Genomic DNA, 19,658 nt, shown 5'->3' with positions numbered 1-19,658 from the left:
CGAGGCGTACTTCTGCACCACGGCAGCCCGAAGCACTGCCGGGCGTCGGGCGGCGACCGGATTTCGAGGGCGCGGACGCCGTCTGGGGCATGATGGGCGCATGGGGACCGAGGGGGCCGACTTCCGTGTGATCGCGGGGCGTTACCGCCTGGAGACGAGGCTCGGTCGTGGCGGCATGGGCGTGGTCTGGCGGGCGACCGACCAACTGCTCGGCCGGGGCGTGGCCGTCAAGGAGCTCCCCTACGACGAGACGCTCTCCCCGGCGGAGGCGCGCCGGCAGCGGGACCGTACGCTGCGCGAGGCCCGGGCCGTCGCCCAGCTGAGCCACCCGCACATCATCGTCGTCCATGATGTCGTCGAGGACGACGAACGCCCCTACATCGTCATGGAGTTGATCGAGGGCGGCTCGCTCGCCGACCGGCTCGCCCGCCATGGCCCGGTCGACGCCGCCGAGGCCGCCCGCATCGGCATCGCCCTGCTCGGCGCGCTGCGCGCCGCGCACGCGGCCGGGGTGCTGCACCGTGACCTCAAGCCGGACAACGTGCTGCTGGAGACCGGCACCGACCGGGTCGTCCTCACCGACTTCGGCATCGCCCAGGTCGCGGGCGCCCCCACGCTCACCGAGAACGGGGCCTTCCTCGGCTCGCCCGAGTACACCGCGCCCGAGCGGATGTCCGGGGCCAGGACCGGGCCGGAGTCCGACCTGTGGTCGCTGGGCGCGCTGCTGTGCACGGCCCTCAGCGGGGAGTCGCCCTTCCACCGCGACTCGCTGGGCGGCATCCTGCACGCGGTCGTCGTGGGCGATATCCAGCCCCCCGCGCAGGCCGGGCCGCTCCTGCCCGTCGTGCACGGCCTGCTGGAACGCGATCCGGACCGGCGGCTGGACGCGGACCGGGCGGAGCGGATGCTCCGGGCCTTCCGCGACACGGGCCGCACACCGCTGTCGCCGCCGCCCGGGTACGCGCCGACGGTGGGGGACGTGCCGCGCGGACGACCGCGGGAGCCCGTCCGTCCGGCACCGACCCCGCCTCCGGCGGACGGCCCGGGCCGTCCGGACGAACCGTTCTTCCGGCAGCCCACGCGCCGCGTGCTCATCGCCGCCCTGCTGGTTGCCGCGATGGCGGGGGCAGGGGTGTCCGCGGCGGCGCTGCTGAGGGAGGGGGGCAACGGGGACGGCGGTCCCACGCCGACCAGTTCGGAGTCGACGACGACGCCGACGACCCGGCCGGCCTCCCCGAGTAGGCCCACGCCCACGCCCACCCCGTAGCCGGGCGGGTTCCGCGCACAGCGCCATGAAGGGGATATAAGCCCTGCCTCGAGGTCACGGGTCTGTGACCGGCTCGCGTCCTTTGTGGATACGCGAGCAGTTGGCGCGATATGGATGAACCCATGAGCGACAACGGGGGGGCCCGATCCGGGGCCGACGAGCCGACGAGTTTTCTCCTGCAACCACCGAACCAGCAGACGCTGACAGCGGGCAATCCCTACGCGACGCCGGCCGCGTCACCCACCCGGGTCGTGCCGTCCCAGTCCGGCGGGCTCGGCGCGTCCGGCCAGTCGGCCCCGGCGCCGGAGGGTCCCGGTGCCGGGCGGCTCATCGCCGGGCGCTATCGGCTGCTGGCCAGGCTCGGGCACGGTGGCATGGGCACGGTGTGGCGGGCCAAGGACGAGACGGTGGACCGGGAGGTCGCCGTCAAGGAGCCCCGCGTCCCGGAGCATCTTCCCGAACGCGAACGCGTCAACGCCTTCGAGCGAATGCGCCGCGAGGCACGGGCCGCGGCCCGGCTCGACCACCCGGCGGTGGTCGACGTGCACGACGTCGCGGTCGTGGCGGACCAGCCCTGGATCGTGATGGAGCTGGTCCGGGGCCGGTCACTGGGCGACGCCCTCCAGGAGGGCACCCTGCCGGCGCGGGAGGCCGCCCGGATCGGGCTGGAGGTGCTCGGCGCGCTGGAGGCCGCGCACGCGGCGGGCATCCTGCACCGTGATGTGAAACCGGACAACGTGCTGCTCGGCCGGTACGACCGGGTCGTCCTCACCGACTTCGGCATCGCCCAGATCGAGGGCGAGACCAGCCTGACCGACACCGGCGGCTTCGTCGGCTCACCCGAGTACATCGCGCCCGAGCGGGTGCTGGGGCAGCGCCCGGGCCCGGCCAGCGACCTGTGGTCCCTCGGCGTCGTGCTGTACGCGGCCACGGAGGGTGTCTCGCCGTTCCGCCGCAGCAACACCCCCGCCACGCTCCAGTCCGTCCTCAACGCCACGCCCGCGCCGCCCGCTTCCGCCCAGGGCCCGCTCGCCGAGGCCATCAACGGCCTGCTGGACAAGAACCCGGCCCGCCGCCCGAGCGCCGCGCAGGTGCGGGCCCTGCTGGAGGCGGCCGCGAATCCGCCCGCCGCCCCGCCCACCCGGGCCGTCCAGGTCACCGGCCGGGGCGGCGGCCGGGGCGTCCGGCTCGGCCGCAAGGCCTGGACCGGACTGGGCGCAGCGGCCGTCGCGGCGGCGGTGACGGCGTACCTGGTGATCGCGAACCCGTTCGCCGGGCCCCTGCCCGAGGGATGGGAGATCAAGCAGCACAAGGATCTCGCCGCGTCGCTCGCCGTCCCCGCCGAGTACCAGCGGACCGTGCCCGACCGGAAGTCCGACGAGGGCCACTGGGTCACGTACACCGACTGGAGCGGCAGCATCTGGATCGGATTGACCCTGGAGAAGAAGGCCGAGGACACCGGCGGCAACATCGCGGGCTCCGCGGCCGCCGAGATGTACGACGACGACACCCGGTTCAAGGCGAGCGGCAGCTACGAACTGGACATGGCGGAGGGTCCGAAGGAGACGGAACCCGAGGTGTCCTCCTACAGAGGCAGGAAGGCCGCCGAGAACACGGTCGAGTACAAGACCAACGACAGCGAGAATCCGCTCCCACGGGAGCTCCGGATCTTCTACTACCGAACCCCCGCCGGCGACATGTACAAACTCACCGTCAGCTACCCGGGCAAGGGCGACTTCACCGATCGCGGACGCGAGGTGGCGAGCGCGGCGATCGCGAACCTGGACATCGACAAGACCTGATCTCGTTCGGTCCAACACCCCCGGAAAGGCCCCGCGTCGACAAGAAAGCGTCCCGCGGGGTACTGATGGGGCATGAGCAACGACGGGGGCGGGACGGACGACGCCCGGGGCCGGCTGGTCGGTGGGCGGTACCGGCTGATCGAGCGCATCGGCTCCGGCGGGACGGGCTCCGTCTGGCGGGCCCGAGACGAGCTCGCGCAGCGTGAAGTCGCCGTCAGGCAACCCCGGTTGCCGGGCCGCCCGGAGGACGAGAGCCACCGGCGGGCCGCACACCGGCTCCACCGTGAGGCCCGCGCCGCCGCCCGCGTCGACCATCCCGCCGCCGTCACCATCCACGACGTGGTCGTCGAGGCGGAGCGGCGGGACGAACGACCGGGCCCCAAAGGCCCCGACGAACTCGACGCGACCGAGGCGCTGGACGGACTGCCGTGGATCGTCATGGAGTTGGTGCCCGGCGAGTCCCTGCACGAGACGCTCCGGCGCGGCCCGGTCGACGCGCCCGAAGCCGCCCGGATCGGCCTCGCCGTCCTCGGTGCCCTGCGCGCCGCGCACTCCGTCGGCATCGTGCACCGGGACGTGAAGCCCGCCCATGTGCTGCTCGGCCCGGACCGGCGCGTCGTCGTCACCGACTTCGGCATCGCCCAGGGGCAGGGCGAGGACTCCCTCACCGCCGGCGGAGAGTCCGCAGGCCCCCTGGAGTTCGTCGCCCCCGAGCGGATGTCCGGGCGTATCGCCGGGCCCGCCTCCGACCTGTGGTCCCTGGGCGCTCTGCTCTACGCGGCCGTCGAGGGCTCGTCCCCGTTCCTGAGGGCCACGCCGGAGGCCACGCTCGCCGCGATCCTCGCCGCCGAGCCGCCCGAACCGACACGGGCAGGGCCGCTGGGGCCGCTGATCGCACGGCTGCTGGTGCCGGACCCCGGACAGCGTCCGGACGCCGAGGAGGTCGCGAAGGAGCTGACGGCGGTGGCGGGGCCGACAGCGACCGAAACGCCGCAGGCGGCCGAGCGCGTACGGCAGCCCGACGACCAGACCGCACCACAGCCCACCCCGGCCCCTGCCACCGCAACCGCTCCCGCACCTGCCGCACAGCCCGGCCATGTACGCGCCCCATCCGCTCCCGCCCCCGCCGCACAGCCCGCCCCTGTACGCGCCGCCGCATCCGCTCCCGCACCTGCGCCCGCCGCGCAACCCGCCCCCGCCTCCCCGCCCACCCCCCTCGCGCACGAAGACCCCACACCCCCCAAGCGCCAAACACTCCTCCGCCCCGGCCCCCTCGCCCTCCTCAGCGCGCTGCTCGCCGGTGGCATAGGGGCCGTCACTCAGCTCGCCGACACCAGCAGCGCGGAGAGCGCCGAACAGGCCGCCGACGCGACGGACGCCTGGGCCCCGCACCCCGAGCCGGACATGGCGGCCGTCCTCCACCTCCCGCGCCACTACCGCCCGCTCGACCGGACCGGCGGCGTGACCGACCAGCCCCGCTCGGCGCTCTACGGCGACGAGCGGACCGGCGCGATCGAGGTCCGCCTCCTCTCCTGGGACGAGGCCCCGGCCTCTCCGATGGAGCAGGCCAGGAAGGCGGATGACGCCGGCGGAGAGACGCGGTACAGCCGCTCCAGCGTCCAGGGCCACGAAGCCGCCCTCGCCGACACCACGTACCACCGGGGCGAGACCCCCAGGCGGATCATGCGAGTGGTCATCCGCACCGCCGACGACCGCATGTACGAGCTGCGCGTCGACATGCCCAAGGGCACAGCGGAGGAGGAAGAGGGCACCGCGTTGTTCCAGGGGGCCCAGGCACGGCTCGGGATCGTAAAAGGCTGAATCACACCGACCGGTCACCGCACAACGTCCTGATCAGCGTGTTTGTTGCCAGCAGTCACTGGCGTCGTGTGTGCACTCGGTGAAGCCGTATTACCGACGGGTACCCAAAGCCTCGCTCGCGGCATACCCTGCGCGTCATGACGGACGCGCAGGCCGCCGAGAAGACGGCAGAGACCGGCACGGCACAGACCGGCACGAATCCCCTCGCCCCCGCCCCGGAGGGCGCCCGCACCGCTGCGGACGTGGTCACGCCCGAGCTGGTCGCCCAGCTCACCAAGGGCGTCATCGGCTCCGGCCGGACCGCCAACCACACGCCGTTCACCGGCGAGAAGCTGGCCGACCTCCCCGAGTCGACGCCCGAGGACGTGGCGGAGGCCTTCGAACGGGCCCGCGCCGCCCAGGCCGTGTGGGCGCGGACTCCCGTACGGCAGCGCGCCGCCGTCCTGCTCCGCTTCCACGACCTGGTGCTGGAGCGCCAGGCCGAGGTGCTCGACCTCATCCAGCTGGAGACCGGCAAGGCCCGGCTGCACGCCCACGAAGAGGTCCAGGCCGTCGCGGTCGCCGCCCGGCACTACGGCCGCAAGGCCCCCGCCTACCTCCGCCCCAAGCGGCACGCCGGCGCCATGCCGACCCTCACCAAGGTCACCGAACTGCGCCACCCGCGCGGAGTCGTGGGCCAGATCGCCCCCTGGAACTACCCCTTGGAGCTGTCGGTCGGCGACGCGCTCCCGGCCTTCGTCGCGGGCAACGCGGTCGTCATGAAGCCGGACACGGAGACCTGCCTGACCGCCCTGTGGGCCCGTGACCTGCTCATCGAGTCCGGCCTGCCCGCCGATGTCTTCCAGGTCGTCCTCGGCGACGGCCCGGTCGTCGGCCCCGAGGTCGTCCGGCACGCCGACTACGTCTCCTTCACCGGCTCCACCCGCACCGGCCGCGAGGTCGCCCAGGGCGCCGCCGCCCGCCTGGTCGGCGTCTCCCTCGAACTCGGCGGCAAGAACGCCATGCTGGTGCTGGAGGACGCCGACATCGAGAAGGCCGCGGCCGGCGCCGTCCGCGCCTGCTTCTCCTCGGCAGGCCAGCTCTGCATCTCCATCGAGCGGCTGTACGTCCACGAGTCGATCGCGGACGCCTTCCTGGAGCGCTTCGCCGCCCGCACGAAGGCGATGCGCCTCGGCACGTCCCTGGCGTACGGCGCCGACATGGGCTCCCTGGTCGGCGAGCGCCAGCTCGACACCGTCACGCGGCACGTGGAGGAGGCCGTCGCCAAGGGCGCGAGGGTCGTCGCGGGCGGTGTGGCACGCCCCGACATCGGCCCGTACTTCTTCGAGCCCACGATCCTCGACGGGGTCGCCACGGACATGTCGGTCTGCGGTGAGGAGACCTTCGGCCCGGTCGTCTCGGTCTACCGCTTCACGGACGAGGACGAGGTGATCGAGCGCGCCAACGCCACGGCGTACGGCCTCAACTCCTCGGTCTGGACGAAGAACGGCCGCCGCGGCCAGGAGGTCGCCGCCCGTCTGCGCACCGGCACGGTCAACATCAACGAGGGCTACGCCCCCGCCTACGGCAGCGTCCAGTCGCCCATGGGCGGCATGAAGGACTCGGGCCTCGGCCGCCGCCACGGCTCCGAGGGCATCCTCAAGTACACCGAGGCCCAGACGGTGGCCCACCAGCGCGTCCTGCCGATGGCCCCGTCCCTGGGCATGGACGACGAGAAGTACGCCCAGTTCATGAGCAGGAGTCTCCGCCTGATGAAGGCATTCCGGTTCCGCTGACCGACCTCCTTCTCGCACGGACACTCAACGAGGAGAACACGTGCCACAGGACGCTTACGACTACGACGTCATCGTCGTGGGTTCCGGCTTCGGCGGTTCGGTGACCGCCCTGCGCCTCACGGAGAAGGGCTATCGCGTAGGCGTCCTGGAAGCCGGCCGCCGCTTCACCCGCGAGACGCTGCCCAAGAACTCCTGGGACCTCAAGAACTACCTCTGGGCCCCGAAGCTCGGCATGTACGGCATCCAGCGCATCCACCTGCTGGGCAACGTCATGGTCCTGGCCGGCGCGGGCGTCGGCGGCGGCTCCCTCAACTACGCCAACACCCTCTACGTCCCGCCGAAGCCGTTCTTCGAGGACCCCCAGTGGCGTGACATCACCGACTGGCAGGACGAGCTGGCGCCGTACTACGACCAGGCCCGGCGCATGCTCGGCGTACGGCTCAACCCGACGATGACACCGTCCGACGTCCATCTGAAGGCTGCCGCCGAGCGGATGGGCGTGGGCGACACCTTCCACATGGCGCCGGTCGGTGTCTTCTTCGGCGACGGCGAGGACGCCGACGGCACGGTGAAGGCGAAGCCGGGCCAGGAGGTGCCCGACCCGTACTTCGGCGGGGCCGGCCCGGCCCGCAGGGCCTGCGCGGAGTGCGGCGAGTGCATGACCGGCTGCCGCCACGGCGCGAAGAACACCCTCAACGAGAACTACCTGCACCTCGCCGAGAAGGCAGGAGCGGTCGTCCACCCCATGACGACGGTCGTCTCGGTCACCGACGACTCGCGCGGCGGCTACGCGGTCGCCACCCTGCCCACCGACGACCGCGGCAAGAAGAAGGGCCGCACCTACACGGCCCGCCGGGTCGTCCTCGCCGCCGGCACCTACGGCACGCAGACCCTGCTGCACCGCATGAAGGCCGGCGGCCAGCTGCCGTACCTCTCGGACCGGCTGGGCGAGCTGACCCGCACCAACTCCGAAGCCCTGGTCGGCGCCCAGACCGACGACCGGCGCTACCGCAAGGCGCACGGCGCACCCAAGGCCGACTTCACGCGGGGCGTGGCCATCACCTCCTCCATCCACCCGGACGCGAACACCCACATCGAGCCGGTCCGCTACGGCAAGGGCTCCAACTCGATGGGCAGCCTGTCCATCCTCCAGGTCCCCTACGCCGGGCGGAACTCGGGCACCTCACGGGTCCTGGGCTTCCTCGCCCACGCGGCGAAGCACCCCTTGCTGGTGCTGCGTTCGCTGTCCAACCGCCGCTGGTCGGAGCGGACCATCATCGGCCTGGTGATGCAGTCGCTGGACAACTCCCTGACGACGTACGTGAAACCGTCGGGCCTGGGCCGCGGCCTGCTCACCGCCCGGCAGGGCCACGGTGCCCCCAACCCGAAGCAGATCAAGGCCGCGACCGAGAGCGCGTCGGCGCTGGCCGCCGAGATCAACGGCTTCGCGGGCTCCAACGTGGGTGAGCTGATGGGCACCCCGCTCACGGCCCACTTCCTGGGCGGCTGCCCCATCGGCGACTCCCGCGAGTCCGGCGTGATCGACCCGTACCACCGCCTCTACGGTCACCCCGGCATCTCGGTCGTCGACGGCGCCGCGGTCTCCGCGAACCTGGGCGTCAACCCCTCCCTCACCATCACCGCCCAGGCCGAGCGGGCGATGTCGTACTGGCCCAACAAGGGCGAGCCCGACCCGCGCCCGCAACAGGGCACGGCCTACGAGCGTCTCCAGCCGGTCGAGCCGAAGTCCCCGGCGGTTCCGGCGGAGGCGTTCGGCGCGCTGCGGCTGCCGTTCCTCGGCATGCCGGCGGTACCGCCGAAGCCGTCGAAGAACTGAGAGACAGCGGGATACAGAAGAGGGACCTGCGCCCCCCTCCGAGCGCAGGTCCCTCTTCTGCTTGGTGCAGCGGCCTGCCGGCCGCCCTGGCTTACGCCTGCACGCCGGCCTTGCGGCGACGGACGACGAAGATCGCGCCGGCACCGGCGACGACCGCGGCACCGCCGACCAGGCTGATCATCGGCAGCGCGGAGCTGGAGCCGGTCTCGGCGAGGCTGCCGGTGACCTCCGGCGTGTTGCCGCTCGGCTTCTCGTCGGTGACGGGCGCCTTGCCGCCTTCCTGCGGCTTGGTGCCGCCGGTGTCCGTACCGGAGGAGACGATCTGGAACTTGTACGACACGTCGCCGAAGCCGGTGCACTCGGCGTCGTTGTCGCCGTAGATCGTCGCGCCGAGCGAGAAGCCGGAGCCGACCGGGGCGGACTTGCTGACGTTGAGACGCAGCGGGATGTTGACCTCGTACTCGGGCTTCAGCTCGTCGGTGTAGCCGACGTAACCGACCGCGTAGCCACCCTCGTTGAGGTCGACCCAGATCTTGTCCTGGGGGTCCCAGGCCTGGAGCTGGACCTGCTTGCTGGAGAACAGCTCCTCGCCGTTCTTGTCGGGGGAGGCCCCGGCGAAGAAGTCGAGGTCGTTCAGGGTGGAGTCGGAGTTGTTCAGCACGTTCAGCGAGAACTTGTGCCAGCCGCTGCCCGCCGCGATCTTGCCGGGCAGGCCGGAGATGCTGACGTCGACCTTGGTGTCCTCACAGATCGAGGGCTCGGGGTCCGGGGACTCCGACTCCTCGGGCTCGGACGCGGTGGGCGCCGGGGAGGACTCGCTCGCGGACGGGCTCGGCGAGCTGGACGTCTCGGGAGCGGACTCGCTCACGGACGCGCTCGGAGTCGGCGTCGTCTCGGCGGGGGTGGACTCGGTCGCCGACGGCGAGGGCGACGTCTCGGGAGCGGACTCGCTCACCGACGCGCTCGGAGTGGGCGTCGTCTCGTCGGTCGCGTACGCGGCCGGTGCCGCGAGCAGTGCGACCGGGGCTATGACCGCCGTAGCGGCCGCTGCTGCCATGGCGCGGCGAAGCTTCATGAAGACCTCGGAAAGTCCGGCGTACCGCGGGATGCGGTACGAACGTTGGGGGAGGCCTCCGCGTGTGGGGCGCGGGAGTGGCCCTTGGTTCGCAGGTTTGATCCGTGAAGCCTGTGAATGGTTGTGCTGGCATTCACAGAATTTTTATGTGGGCTGAGTCACACCCGAGACCTTCTTGTAAAGGCTTGTGGAGGCGCTTTCCGCCCGCTTAGATCTTGGCTTCGTGTCTGAAAAGCCGTCCGACGGCCAGCCCTCGGAATCGGAGATCCCCGACGACGTCTGGGAGCAGTTCACCCGCGACACCGAGCGGGACATCCGTTCCTCCGCCCCGAAGGAGCCCTCCGCCCGGGCGCGCATGGTGAGCGAGCGGCTGCGTGAGCAGGACGCCCGGGGTGAGCTGCCTCCCGGGTGGCGCACCGGCCCGGCGTGGCAAGAGGTGAACGGCCGTGCGGCCCGGCGCCGCAAGCTGTGGGCCGTGCTCGGTGTGCCCGTCGCGGTGGCCGTTGCGCTGGTGGCACTGAAGCCGTCGCTGCTGCCCGGCGACCCCTTCGGCGCCGGGGAGTCTCAGGCCGCCGAGGCCTCGCCGCTGCCCGCCGAGACGGCGGCACCCACCGCCGCGCCGGGGGCATCGGACCCGGAAAGACCGACTCTGGACCGGCCGTTCGCCGGTTCCCCGGCCGAGCGCTGGGCCGACGGCGAGGCCGGCATCGTCCTGCCCGAGACCAAGGCCGTCGGCCCGGTCTCCGAGGACCGGGTGGAACAGGCGCTGAAGCTGACGAAGCGGCTGCTGGTGGGGGCCAACCTCGACCCGAAGACGGTACGTGGGGCCCGCCCCGGAGCCGCGCTCTCCGTGCTCGACCCCAAGCAGCCCGAGCTCCTCGGCGACCTCGACACCGGCCTGCGCTCCCCGAGCAAGGAGCACGACCCGGTGACGCTGTTCAGCCGCTTCGACCCCGACGAGGTGCGGCCGGCCGGCACCGTGATCAAGACCCGTGGACGTATGACGTTCAAGAAGGGGTCGCACGGGGGTGTCGCCGTGCGCGCCGACTACACCTTCGTCTACCCGGTCGTGCGGGCGGACGGCCCCACCGAGGTCGCCCGCACCATCGTGCGCCGGGTCCTCGACGTCGAACTCGCCGACCCCACCCGGTACCGGGTCACGCCGGGCCGGTTGCTCCTGCTGAACTACGACCAGGAGATCGGCAACTCCTCCTGCTTCGTCTACGACGGCTACCTGCATCCGCGGTTCCCGTCGAGCACGTCCGCCGGCCCTGCCCCGAGCGGCCCGGCGACGGACCCGTACGACCGGAGCAAGGGCATCGACCACGGCGACGGCGACGACTGCGGCACGGTGACCCGCACCTGAGCAGAGCGAAGGGCCCCGCGGGGTGGAGCCGCGGGGCCCTTCTTCTCGTCAGCACCGACGTCAGGGCAGCGCCGGTGCCTGGAAGCGGCGCCGGGGGGTTGCGCCGCTGGTCTGTACCTCTGGCAGTGGGGCAATGCGGGTGTCAGCCGGGGGACTTGGACTGTGTACGCATCGTGCTGGATGAACGCGGCGCCCGCAACCGTTTGACCCAGACTTGTGCATTTATGCAAGGTCCGCCGGTCGGCCCCGGGCGTCCCCGGGGCCGACCGTTCTCTTGGGTGACCGGGCTGCTGTCCCCTGCCGTCCGGTCACTTCCCTGGAGCGAGGTCCCACGACGCACGGCACGATCCGTGCGTCTCATCGCCCCAGTGAGCCACGCGTGGTTCCTTCGGGCCCGCCCCTGGCTGGCACGGACACCGGGACCAACGAGGTGCCGCGGGGGCGGTCACGCGCCGTACGGGTGAGAGGGAGGCGTACGTCTGTCCCGGGAACACGGATCCCGGCCGCGGGGCGGTTTCAGATCTTGCCGCGGCACAGCTCCAGCAGGGTCATCGCGAGCGCGGTGCCCGGCTTGCCCAGCGCCTGCCTGTAGTGGCCGAGCACGTCCATCTCGCGAGAGAGGTTCACACGCCGGCCGCCGGAGGCGATCCGCGCCTCCTGGATGACGGCGGAGACGGCCACCCGTTCCTGGATCAGGCCGATGATCCGGTCGTCGAGCGCGTCGATCCGCTCGCGCGCTCCGGTGATCACGTCGGCGGCCTCGGGGGTGCGGGCGCCGGTCACGTCGATGGCGGTCATGGGGCTCCTCGGGGTGGGAGGCTGCCCCGGGGCGACAGGGCCCGGACGACGACAGACGCCCCGGGCCTTGTCGGCCCGGGGCGCCTGGGAAGTCGCTTGTCAGTAGCTCAAGCAGCACGACCATGGCGTCCGGCGGGCCGGATGCCATAGGTAAAGACGAACGTCTGGTGCTTGAACATGGGGGCAAGTATGCACCGCGTCCCGGAGGCGTCCAAGCCGGTTCGCATCCTGAGACGGGGCGGGTGCCCGGCACACGGAAACAGCCGCACGGCCCCCCGGTAGAATCGGGGGCACAAGACCCCCGCCCCACCGCCGGAAGGCACCCCGTGTCATCAGCGACTCCCGCTGCCAACGCCGCCGACACCGTCCTGGTCGTCGACTTCGGCGCGCAGTACGCCCAGCTCATCGCCCGTCGCGTCCGCGAGGCGCGGGTCTACAGCGAGATCGTGCCGAGCACCATGCCGGTCCAGGAGATGCTCGCCAAGAACCCCGCGGCGATCGTCCTCTCGGGCGGCCCCTCGTCGGTCTACGAGGAGGGCGCCCCCCGCCTGGACCGCGAGCTCTTCGAGGCCGGTGTCCCCGTCTTCGGCATGTGCTACGGCTTCCAGCTGATGGCGCAGGCCCTCGGCGGCACCGTCGACAACACCGGCGCCCGCGAGTACGGCCGCACCGACCTGCACGTCTCCAAGGTGTCCTCCACCCTCTTCGAGGGCACCCCCGCCGAGCAGGCCGTGTGGATGTCGCACGGCGACGCCTGCTCCGCCGCCCCCGAGGGCTTCTCCGTCACGGCCTCCACGGACGTCGTGCCGGTCGCCGCCTTCGAGAACGACGAGAAGAAGCTCTACGGCGTCCAGTACCACCCCGAGGTGATGCACTCCACGCACGGGCAGCAGGTGCTGGAGCACTTCCTCTACCGGGGCGCGGGCCTGACCCCGTCCTGGACCACGGGCAACGTGATCGAGGAGCAGGTCGCCGCCATCCGCGAGCAGGTCGGCGACAAGCGCGCCATCTGCGGCCTGTCCGGCGGCGTGGACTCCGCCGTCGCCGCCGCCCTCGTCCAGAAGGCCATCGGCTCCCAGCTGACCTGCGTCTACGTCGACCACGGCCTGATGCGCAAGGGCGAGACCGAGCAGGTCGAGAAGGACTTCGTGGCCGCGACCGGCGTGCAGCTGAAGGTCGTGGACGCCGAGGAGCGGTTCCTCGAGGCGCTCGCCGGGGTCTCCGACCCCGAGGAGAAGCGGAAGATCATCGGCCGCGAGTTCATCCGGGTCTTCGAGCAGGCGCAGGCGGAGATCATCGCCGACGAGGGCCCCGCGGTCGAGTTCCTGGTCCAGGGCACGCTCTACCCGGACGTCGTCGAGTCCGGCGGCGGCACCGGCACCGCGAACATCAAGTCCCACCACAACGTGGGCGGCCTGCCCGAGGACCTCGAGTTCCAGCTGATCGAGCCGCTGCGCAAGCTTTTCAAGGACGAGGTCCGCATGGTCGGCCAGGAGCTCGGCCTGCCGGAGGAGATCGTCCAGCGCCAGCCGTTCCCCGGCCCGGGCCTCGGCATCCGGATCGTGGGCGAGGTCACCAAGGAGCGCCTGGACCTGCTGCGCGAGGCCGACGCCATCGCCCGCGAGGAGCTGACGGCGGCCGGACTCGACCGCGACATCTGGCAGTGCCCGGTGGTCCTGCTCGCCGACGTCCGCAGCGTCGGCGTCCAGGGCGACGGCCGGACCTACGGCCACCCCATCGTGCTGCGCCCCGTCTCGTCCGAGGACGCCATGACGGCCGACTGGTCGCGCCTGCCGTACGAGGTCCTCGCCCGGATCTCCACGCGGATCACCAACGAGGTCAAGGACGTCAACCGGGTCGTCCTCGACGTGACCTCGAAGCCGCCGGGCACGATCGAGTGGGAGTGACCCCAGGCGCCCCGGGGATGACGTCTAGGTGCGTTTGATCGTGCGCAGGGGATGGCCGGGCGTCCAGATCTGGACGACGAGGTACGTCTCGGCCTCGACGTAGGTCCGCACGACCTCCGTCAGCTCGGTGCGGAAGAGGTGGAACGGCTGCGGCGGTTCCACCTCTTCGACGTATCCGGCCTTGGTCTCCACATCGTCGACCTCGATGGCTCGGCCGCTGATCCGGACGTCGCCGCCGCCCATGCCCGTGCCCTCCCCGGGGTTCGCCTGGAGTGCGAAGCGCGGGTCGCGGCGCAGGTCGAGGGCCTTGAGCGAGTCCGGCATCATGCCGAGCCACAGCTCTCCGCTCAGGAACCGCACCTCCAGGCCGCTGGTGCGGGGCGAACCGTCCTTACGGAGGGTGGCGAGGATGTGGTGGGTGTAGGAGCCGAAACGCTTCTCGACGGTGCCGGCCAGATCCGGTTCGGCGGTGACGAAAGCCGCCCAGTTCGCTGTCATGGGGAGAGTGTCGCGCCGAAATCCGACATCTTCTGTCGGCTATTCGTGGGGTTGGGGAGCTCGGGGGCACACGCATGGGCACAGGGTGCCCACAGGGGCGCTCGTGTCATCTTCACGAATCACTTCTGTTCTTCCCGGCCTCACGGACGGTAACTTCCGCCCGTACGAAGAACCAGCGCTGGAGGACCTATGCACGGGCCCACTCCGCCCCTGCCGCTGCCCACCGACCGGCTGCGGTTCGCCATGCCGCCGATGCACGAGTCGGTCGAGGACGAGCGCCGGCACCGCAAGGAACGGCTCGCGGGCGCCCTGAGGATCTTCGGGCGGCTCGGCTTCGAGGACGGCGTCTCCGGGCACATCACCGCCCGCGACCCGGAGTTCACCGACTGCTTCTGGGTCAACCCGTTCGGGATGCCCTTCCGGCACGTCACCGTGAGCGACCTCGTGCTCGCCAACCAGGACGGGCAGGTCGTCGAGGGCGCCTACCACGTCAACCAGGCGGCCTTCACCGTGCACGCCCAGGTCCACGCCGCCCGGCCCGACGTGGTCGCCGTCGCCCACTGTCACTCCGTGCACGGCCGGGCGCTCGCGGCCCTCGGCGAGCTGCTGGAGCCGATCACCCAGGAGTCCTGCGCCTTCTACGAGGACCACGCCCTCTACGACACGTACACCGGCGTCTCCGTCGACGCCGAGGAGGGGCGGCGCATCGCGGGCGTGCTCGGCTCCCGCAAGGCGCTCGTGCTGCGCAACCACGGGCTGCTGACCGTCGGCGACTCGGTGGACGCGGCGGCCTGGTGGTTCGTGTCCATGGAGCGCTCCTGCCAGGTGCAGCTCACGGCGCAGGCGGCCGGGCGGCCGGTCCGGATCGACCACCGGATGGCGGTGGCCACGCGGGAGCAGCTGGGCGGCGACCTGGTGGCGTGGATCAATTACCAGCCGATGTGGGAGGACGTCAGCCGCAGCGAGCCGGGCCTGCTGAGCTGACAGTCCCCTCACAAGCCCCTGAGCACCGCTGCCTTCGTCATGTGCTGCGGTCCCGTCGGTCTCGGTCGCGGTGTGCGTGGACGGGTGCCGTCGAAGGAGACCGTCCCGTCCGACGTGCGCACCGACACCGGAACCGGCGGGCCGGGCAGCAGGTAGGCCTTCGCCGGCTCCTTCGGGACCCGGTCGAGGACCAGCGCGCGGCGGATCTCCTCGGCGACGTACTCGGCGACCCCCGTCCGGTCGACGTCCACCGCCAGCCGGTAGGGGTCCGCCGCGTCCGGCAGCCGCCCGCCCGTCGCCTGGAGCAGGGGGTCGGCGCCCTCGCGCAGCCGCAACCGCAGCCGTCCGCGCCTGCGTTCGGGTTCCAGGACGACGCCCGAGACCGCCGCGAGCGGCACGGTGACCTCACCGTACGTCTGCCGCAACAGCGGCACGGAGCGGTGCGGACCGGGCGTGATCCGGATGGTGTCGCCGTCGAAGGCCCAGGTCCCGTCACGCTGGATGATCTCGGCCGTAGGGGGATTCTCCCAGCCGGGTCAACACGGCACGCCGAACTTCACCCGTGTTGACCAGACGGGGCGGACGCGAACCGGGTGGCGTAGGGCACAATTCGCTGTCGTCGCAGGGGAGTTGCACAGCGGTGTTTCCGGGGTCCGGAAGGCCGGCGGTGGTGGGGTCGCGGGAAGGCGGGCGTCGGGCGTGGCGGTGCGGGAGGCGGGACAGGGCGGCGCGGACGCGGGCGGGTACGCGGGTGCGCATGCGGGTGCCTATGCCGAGGGGTACTCGGGTGGTCACGCCGGTGGCTGCACCGGTGGGCACCCCGGCGGATCCGGTGGCGTTCACGGAGGCGGGTGCGCCTGCGGGGACTGCCCGCACGGGGCGCGCGAGGGGCATCGGCGGGCTGTCGCCGCGTTCCTGCGCCGTCGGGACGAGTTCGCGGCCGGGCAGGGGCTGCCGGCCGCGGTGGCCCACTCCGCGTCGGCATCCCGCCAGTGGATCTCCGAGGAGCTGGCGCAGACCGCCGAGCACGTCGCCGAGCGGGGGCGGGCCGAGGGACAGGCCTGGCTGACGGGCCTGTGGCGGCGCACGGCGGGCGCGGTGGGGGCGGCCGTGGTGCTGTTGCTGCTCGGGCAGGCCCTCACGGCGGTCGGGGCGGGCTGGACGGCGGCGCGTACGGCCGGACTGGCCGCGGCGCTGGTCACGGCCCTGTCGCTGACCGCTGCGTCGTGGTTCCACCGGGCGAAGGGCGGGGTGCTGGCGCCCTTGATCGGTGAGGACAACCGGCTGTCCACGTCCCGTACGGTCGCCGCGGCCTGGGTGCTCTTCGTGGCCTACACGGTCCTCGTCCTCGCCGGGCGGCTCGCCGCCGCCTCCCGGAACGGGGAGCGGGACGCGCTGCTCTCCGGGCTGGAACTCGCCCGGGGAGCCGGGCTCGTGACCGTGCTCGCCGTGGTGTGCGGGATCGCCGTGCTCGTGCGGCGGGTGGTCGGGCTGCGGGTGCTGGGGCAACGGCTGCAGAAGGTACGCGCAGACCGGCCACGGGCCGCGGACCTGCTGACCGACGACGCGGGGCGGGGCACCTTCGCGGACATCCAGTACGTCGTGATCAGCTCTGTCGCCCTGGTCCTCGCCGCGGTACGGCTGGCCAGGCGGCCGGATCAGCTGCCGGATCTGCCGTGGGGCCTGGCGGTGGTGGTGCTGGTGTCGGCGGCGACGTATCTGGCCGGCAAGTACGCGGAGGGCGGCCGGCCGGTCATCCTCTCCGTGGTCCGGGCCCGGGAGGCGGGTGACCTGGACGGGCCGATCCGCACGGGGGACGACATCGAGATCCGGGGCGCGGGGTTCGTGCCGCCGGGCGCGCAGGGCGCCGACCGGCTGGCCCGGATGGTCGTGCGCGTGGGCGCGGTGCATGTCCACGTGCCGCTGGTGCCGGTGCCCGGGGGGTTTCGCAACCCCACGGACACACTGCTGACGGTCCCGGTGCCGGCGGATGTGGAACCGGGGAGGGTGGAGGTGCAGGTGGTCACCGCGGCGGGGGTGGAGACGAATCGGTACGCGGTCGACGTGACGGAGTGAGGGACAAACCCCTCAGGCACCCCGTACTGCCGCGCGACGACATGAGCCGTCCGCGCAGGGTTGAGCGTGGTTCGTCTGCCGTACGTATGGTCTGTTGAGGGGGTCTCGGCACCGGCGGGCGAGAGGCGGCTAGCAGCGATGACTCACGGTATGCGAACGGACACGCACACCTCCCGTTTCGATGACGGAGGAGGCTGGCGGGACACCGCCACCCGCTACGCGCTCCTGCCTCTGCGCATCTTCCTCGGCGTCACCTTCATCTACGCCGGCCTGGACAAACTCACCGACAGCGCCTTCATGAAGGACGCCGGTCCCGGGTCGATCGGCGACATGATGAGTGCCGTACGCGACTCCTCCGCCATTCCCGCCCTGGTCGACCTCTCCCTCAAGAGCCCTGCCGGTTTCGGCTACGCCATCGCCTTCGGGGAACTGGCCGTCGGCATCGGCACCCTGCTCGGACTGCTCGCCCGTCTGGCCGCACTCGGCGGCGCACTGATCTCCCTCAGCCTGTGGCTGACCGTGAGCTGGGCCTCCGACCCGTACTACTACGGCAACGACCTCGCCTACCTGATGGCCTGGATCCCCCTGATCCTGGCGGGCGCGCCCCTGCTGTCCCTCGACGCCGCGCTGCGGTCCCGGCGGCGGCAGCGCAGCGGCGGGTACCGCTAGCAGACCGCTCACCGTCACGCCAGGTCCGCGCCCGCACGGCCCCTTTGGCGGCGTTGCCGCGCGCGGCCCGTCACGAACGCCACCGCGCCCGCGAGGAACAGGCCGCCCGCGACGAGGGGGATCGCCACGAACCACGGGGTCTGCCAGGCGCCGCCCGCGTCACCGGCGTAGAGGACGCCCGCCAGGACCAGGACGGCGCCGGCGACCAGCTTTCCGGGCTGGGGTTCATGAAGAAGCACGGGTCACCTCCGCCTGTCCCATGCCGACCTGGAGGTCCAGGTCGATGGTGCCGGACCTCTCGACGCCCTTGGCGGGGGAGAGGGTGATCTGCTGATGACGGCCCGGCTGCACGTCCACGTCCTTCGGGTCGTCGCCGGGCAGCTGGAGGTCGCCGACGCCCACCTCGACGTTCAGCCGCACGGTCACGCCCTCGGGCACGAGCACCTTGACCCGGCCCATGCCGACCTCCGCCCGTGTCGTGACCGTCTGCTTGCCGGACACGTCCAGCCTGCTCAGGTCCAGGGTGCCGACGCCCGTGCCCAGTTCGTAGCGCTGCCGTACGTCCGCCGCCGTGGCGGGCTGCCAGGTGGTGCGCGTCCAGTGGGTGTCGATGTCCTTCGGCAGGGCCGCCGCGCCGGCGAGCAGGCCGGCCGTGATGATCGCCAGGAAGATCGAGCCGGCGCCGGTCCGGCCCAGGAAGGCGCTGACGGCGATGCCCAGACCGAGGACGGCGAGCGCGCAGGACAGCCCCGTCTGCAGGCTGGTGCCGAGCGGGTGCCCGTCCCACGTGCGGCTGGTGCCCAGGGCTCCCGCGAGCAGGGCCAGCAGGAAGACCGAACCGCCGATCCGGCGCGGCCCGCGCGGCTGGGGCGGCCGGGGGCGCGGGGTGCGTATGTCCTCGCGGGCACCGGGTCGGGTGCCGAGGCTGATGTCGACGGCTGCGGCGACGTCCAGGTCGTGGGCGTCGCGGGGGCCCCACAGATAGCCCGTGCCGCCGATGTGGGTGCCGTCCTTGACGATCGGGTCGCGCCACCAGGAGGGGGCGGTGAGGAACACCGGCGGCGCCTGGGGTTCCGGCGGGGCGTCGGCGACGGCCTGGGCGGCGATGGGGTCGGGGCTGGGGGCGCCGCGCTGGCGCGACCAGTAGCCGGCGCCCGCGAGGAGGAGGGAGAGGACGACGGCGAAGGTCAGCACCCCGCCGTTGTTCAGCATGGTCAGGAACACCCCGCAGCCGACCAGCGCGAACAGCACGGCCGCCAGGGCCTGGCCGTCGACGCGGCCGGTGAGCAGTTTGCGGACCTCGTTCTCCTCCTCTTCATCGTCGTACGGGACGAAGAGCCAGGCGAAGCCGTAGAAGAGAAGGCCGATGCCGCCGGTGGCGGAGAGCACGGCGAGGGTGATGCGGAAGATCACCGGGTCCATGTCGCACTGCCGCCCGAGGCCGGCGCAGACGCCGGCCAGGGTCTTGTGGCGGCGGTCGCGGCGGAAGGCGTGGGGTGGCCCGGCCGGGACGGGTTCCTCGGCGGGGGCGGCCGTGCCGGGTGCTCCTCCCTGCCCTCCCGCGTCCGCGCGCCCGGGTGCGGAGCCCGTGGCGGGCGCGGCATCCCGCGGCCCGGCGCCCGCAGCGGGGCGCGGGCCGGAGCCGGGTCCCGGACCCGTCGCGGCGTGCTCGTGATCGGTCATGGGTCCATGGTGACGGGCGCGGCGCCCCGGTGGGAGTCGGAACGACCCTGGCCGGACCCTGATATCGGCCCTGAGAGGCGGCTCGAAAAGCGTTCGAGGG

General features: G+C 72.3%; 15 protein-coding genes and 1 pseudogene. 10 read left to right on the top strand and 6 right to left on the bottom strand.

All coding sequences use genetic code 11. The annotated features are described in order from the left end of the window. Nucleotides 1-100 precede the first annotated feature (100 nt). From ACIRDU_RS16930 to ACIRDU_RS16910, 5 genes are all read left to right on the top strand, one after another. Entirely contained in the window at nucleotides 101-1,267 is a 1,167-nt protein-coding gene (locus tag ACIRDU_RS16930) for a serine/threonine-protein kinase (protein ID WP_403579872.1), read from the top strand. Between the two features lie 122 nt (nucleotides 1,268-1,389). Then, nucleotides 1,390-3,069, top strand: coding sequence for a serine/threonine-protein kinase (locus tag ACIRDU_RS16925; RefSeq protein WP_403579869.1), 1,680 nt, complete (start codon nucleotides 1,390-1,392; stop codon nucleotides 3,067-3,069). 72 nt (nucleotides 3,070-3,141) lie between these two features. Beyond that, the gene (locus ACIRDU_RS16920) at nucleotides 3,142-4,890 is read left to right on the top strand and encodes a serine/threonine-protein kinase (protein WP_403579866.1); all 1,749 of its coding nucleotides are present in this window, start codon (nucleotides 3,142-3,144) and stop codon (nucleotides 4,888-4,890) included. 137 nt (nucleotides 4,891-5,027) lie between these two features. Further along, nucleotides 5,028-6,665: a succinic semialdehyde dehydrogenase gene (locus tag ACIRDU_RS16915; protein WP_403579864.1), complete on the top strand. Its 1,638-nt coding sequence runs from the start codon at nucleotides 5,028-5,030 to the stop codon at nucleotides 6,663-6,665. 40 nt (nucleotides 6,666-6,705) lie between these two features. Further along, nucleotides 6,706-8,502 carry a GMC family oxidoreductase N-terminal domain-containing protein gene (locus ACIRDU_RS16910; protein WP_403579861.1) on the top strand — a complete coding sequence of 599 codons (1,797 nt, stop codon included), beginning with the start codon at nucleotides 6,706-6,708 and terminating at the stop codon, nucleotides 8,500-8,502. Between the two features lie 91 nt (nucleotides 8,503-8,593). Here the strand turns inward: ACIRDU_RS16910 and ACIRDU_RS16905 are convergent, their stop codons facing one another. Next, nucleotides 8,594-9,577, bottom strand: coding sequence for an LAETG motif-containing sortase-dependent surface protein (locus tag ACIRDU_RS16905; RefSeq protein WP_403579858.1), 984 nt, complete (start codon nucleotides 9,575-9,577; stop codon nucleotides 8,594-8,596). Nucleotides 9,578-9,800: 223 nt separating this feature from the next. Between ACIRDU_RS16905 and ACIRDU_RS16900 the strand changes: the two genes are divergently transcribed. Further along, complete coding sequence (locus tag ACIRDU_RS16900; protein ID WP_403579856.1) at nucleotides 9,801-10,943, top strand: hypothetical protein; 1,143 nt, start codon at nucleotides 9,801-9,803, stop codon at nucleotides 10,941-10,943. A 516-nt stretch (nucleotides 10,944-11,459) separates the two neighbouring features. Here the strand turns inward: ACIRDU_RS16900 and ACIRDU_RS16895 are convergent. Then, a complete protein-coding gene (locus tag ACIRDU_RS16895; RefSeq protein WP_403579853.1) occupies nucleotides 11,460-11,741 on the bottom strand; it encodes a chorismate mutase in 282 nt (93 codons plus the stop codon). A gap of 326 nt (nucleotides 11,742-12,067) precedes the next feature. Between ACIRDU_RS16895 and guaA the strand changes: the two genes are divergently transcribed. Next, complete coding sequence (gene guaA, locus ACIRDU_RS16890) at nucleotides 12,068-13,648, top strand: glutamine-hydrolyzing GMP synthase (RefSeq protein ID WP_403579850.1); 1,581 nt, start codon at nucleotides 12,068-12,070, stop codon at nucleotides 13,646-13,648. Between the two features lie 24 nt (nucleotides 13,649-13,672). Here the strand turns inward: guaA and ACIRDU_RS16885 are convergent, their stop codons facing one another. Beyond that, entirely contained in the window at nucleotides 13,673-14,146 is a 474-nt protein-coding gene (locus ACIRDU_RS16885; RefSeq protein ID WP_403579847.1) for a pyridoxamine 5'-phosphate oxidase family protein, read from the bottom strand. Between the two features lie 189 nt (nucleotides 14,147-14,335). Between ACIRDU_RS16885 and ACIRDU_RS16880 the strand changes: the two genes are divergently transcribed. Continuing rightward, nucleotides 14,336-15,130: a class II aldolase/adducin family protein gene (locus ACIRDU_RS16880; RefSeq protein ID WP_403579844.1), complete on the top strand. Its 795-nt coding sequence runs from the start codon at nucleotides 14,336-14,338 to the stop codon at nucleotides 15,128-15,130. Between the two features lie 74 nt (nucleotides 15,131-15,204). Here ACIRDU_RS16880 and ACIRDU_RS16875 read toward each other — a convergent pair. Further along, a pseudogene (locus ACIRDU_RS16875) lies at nucleotides 15,205-15,636 on the bottom strand (DUF4429 domain-containing protein); the annotation flags it as partial. Between the two features lie 193 nt (nucleotides 15,637-15,829). Between ACIRDU_RS16875 and ACIRDU_RS16870 the strand changes: the two are divergent. After that, nucleotides 15,830-17,206, top strand: coding sequence for a hypothetical protein (locus tag ACIRDU_RS16870; protein ID WP_403579842.1), 1,377 nt, complete (start codon nucleotides 15,830-15,832; stop codon nucleotides 17,204-17,206). 138 nt (nucleotides 17,207-17,344) lie between these two features. Next, entirely contained in the window at nucleotides 17,345-17,875 is a 531-nt protein-coding gene (locus ACIRDU_RS16865) for a DoxX family membrane protein (protein WP_403579840.1), read from the top strand. Nucleotides 17,876-17,889: 14 nt separating this feature from the next. On the opposite strand, the gene ACIRDU_RS16860 is transcribed toward ACIRDU_RS16865, so the two are convergent. Together ACIRDU_RS16860 and ACIRDU_RS16855 are read right to left on the bottom strand one after the other, a co-directional pair. Next, a complete protein-coding gene (locus ACIRDU_RS16860; protein WP_403579837.1) occupies nucleotides 17,890-18,114 on the bottom strand; it encodes a hypothetical protein in 225 nt (74 codons plus the stop codon). After that, nucleotides 18,101-19,558: a PspC domain-containing protein gene (locus ACIRDU_RS16855; protein WP_403579834.1), complete on the bottom strand. Its 1,458-nt coding sequence runs from the start codon at nucleotides 19,556-19,558 to the stop codon at nucleotides 18,101-18,103. The genes ACIRDU_RS16860 and ACIRDU_RS16855 overlap by 14 nt, the downstream gene beginning before the upstream one ends. Between the last annotated feature and the right edge of the window lie 100 nt (nucleotides 19,559-19,658).

The organism is Streptomyces sp. NPDC093598, from assembly GCF_044764825.1.
GTDB lineage: Bacteria > Actinomycetota > Actinomycetes > Streptomycetales > Streptomycetaceae > Streptomyces.
This window is presented reverse-complemented; position numbering and strand designations above follow the sequence as displayed.

Excerpts from the sequence above, each read along its gene's own strand:
- ACIRDU_RS16930 (WP_403579872.1), top strand. The coding sequence starts at position 101 with ATGGGGACCGAGGGGGCCGACTTCCGTGTGATCGCGGGGCGTTACCGC.
- ACIRDU_RS16925 (WP_403579869.1), top strand. The coding sequence starts at position 1,390 with ATGAGCGACAACGGGGGGGCCCGATCCGGGGCCGACGAGCCGACGAGT.
- ACIRDU_RS16920 (WP_403579866.1), top strand. The coding sequence starts at position 3,142 with ATGAGCAACGACGGGGGCGGGACGGACGACGCCCGGGGCCGGCTGGTC.
- ACIRDU_RS16915 (WP_403579864.1), top strand. The coding sequence starts at position 5,028 with ATGACGGACGCGCAGGCCGCCGAGAAGACGGCAGAGACCGGCACGGCA.
- ACIRDU_RS16905 (WP_403579858.1), bottom strand. The coding sequence starts at position 9,577 with ATGAAGCTTCGCCGCGCCATGGCAGCAGCGGCCGCTACGGCGGTCATA.
- ACIRDU_RS16895 (WP_403579853.1), bottom strand. The coding sequence starts at position 11,741 with ATGACCGCCATCGACGTGACCGGCGCCCGCACCCCCGAGGCCGCCGAC.
- ACIRDU_RS16885 (WP_403579847.1), bottom strand. The coding sequence starts at position 14,146 with ATGACAGCGAACTGGGCGGCTTTCGTCACCGCCGAACCGGATCTGGCC.
- ACIRDU_RS16880 (WP_403579844.1), top strand. The coding sequence starts at position 14,336 with ATGCACGGGCCCACTCCGCCCCTGCCGCTGCCCACCGACCGGCTGCGG.
- ACIRDU_RS16865 (WP_403579840.1), top strand. The coding sequence starts at position 17,345 with ATGACTCACGGTATGCGAACGGACACGCACACCTCCCGTTTCGATGAC.
- ACIRDU_RS16855 (WP_403579834.1), bottom strand. The coding sequence starts at position 19,558 with ATGACCGATCACGAGCACGCCGCGACGGGTCCGGGACCCGGCTCCGGC.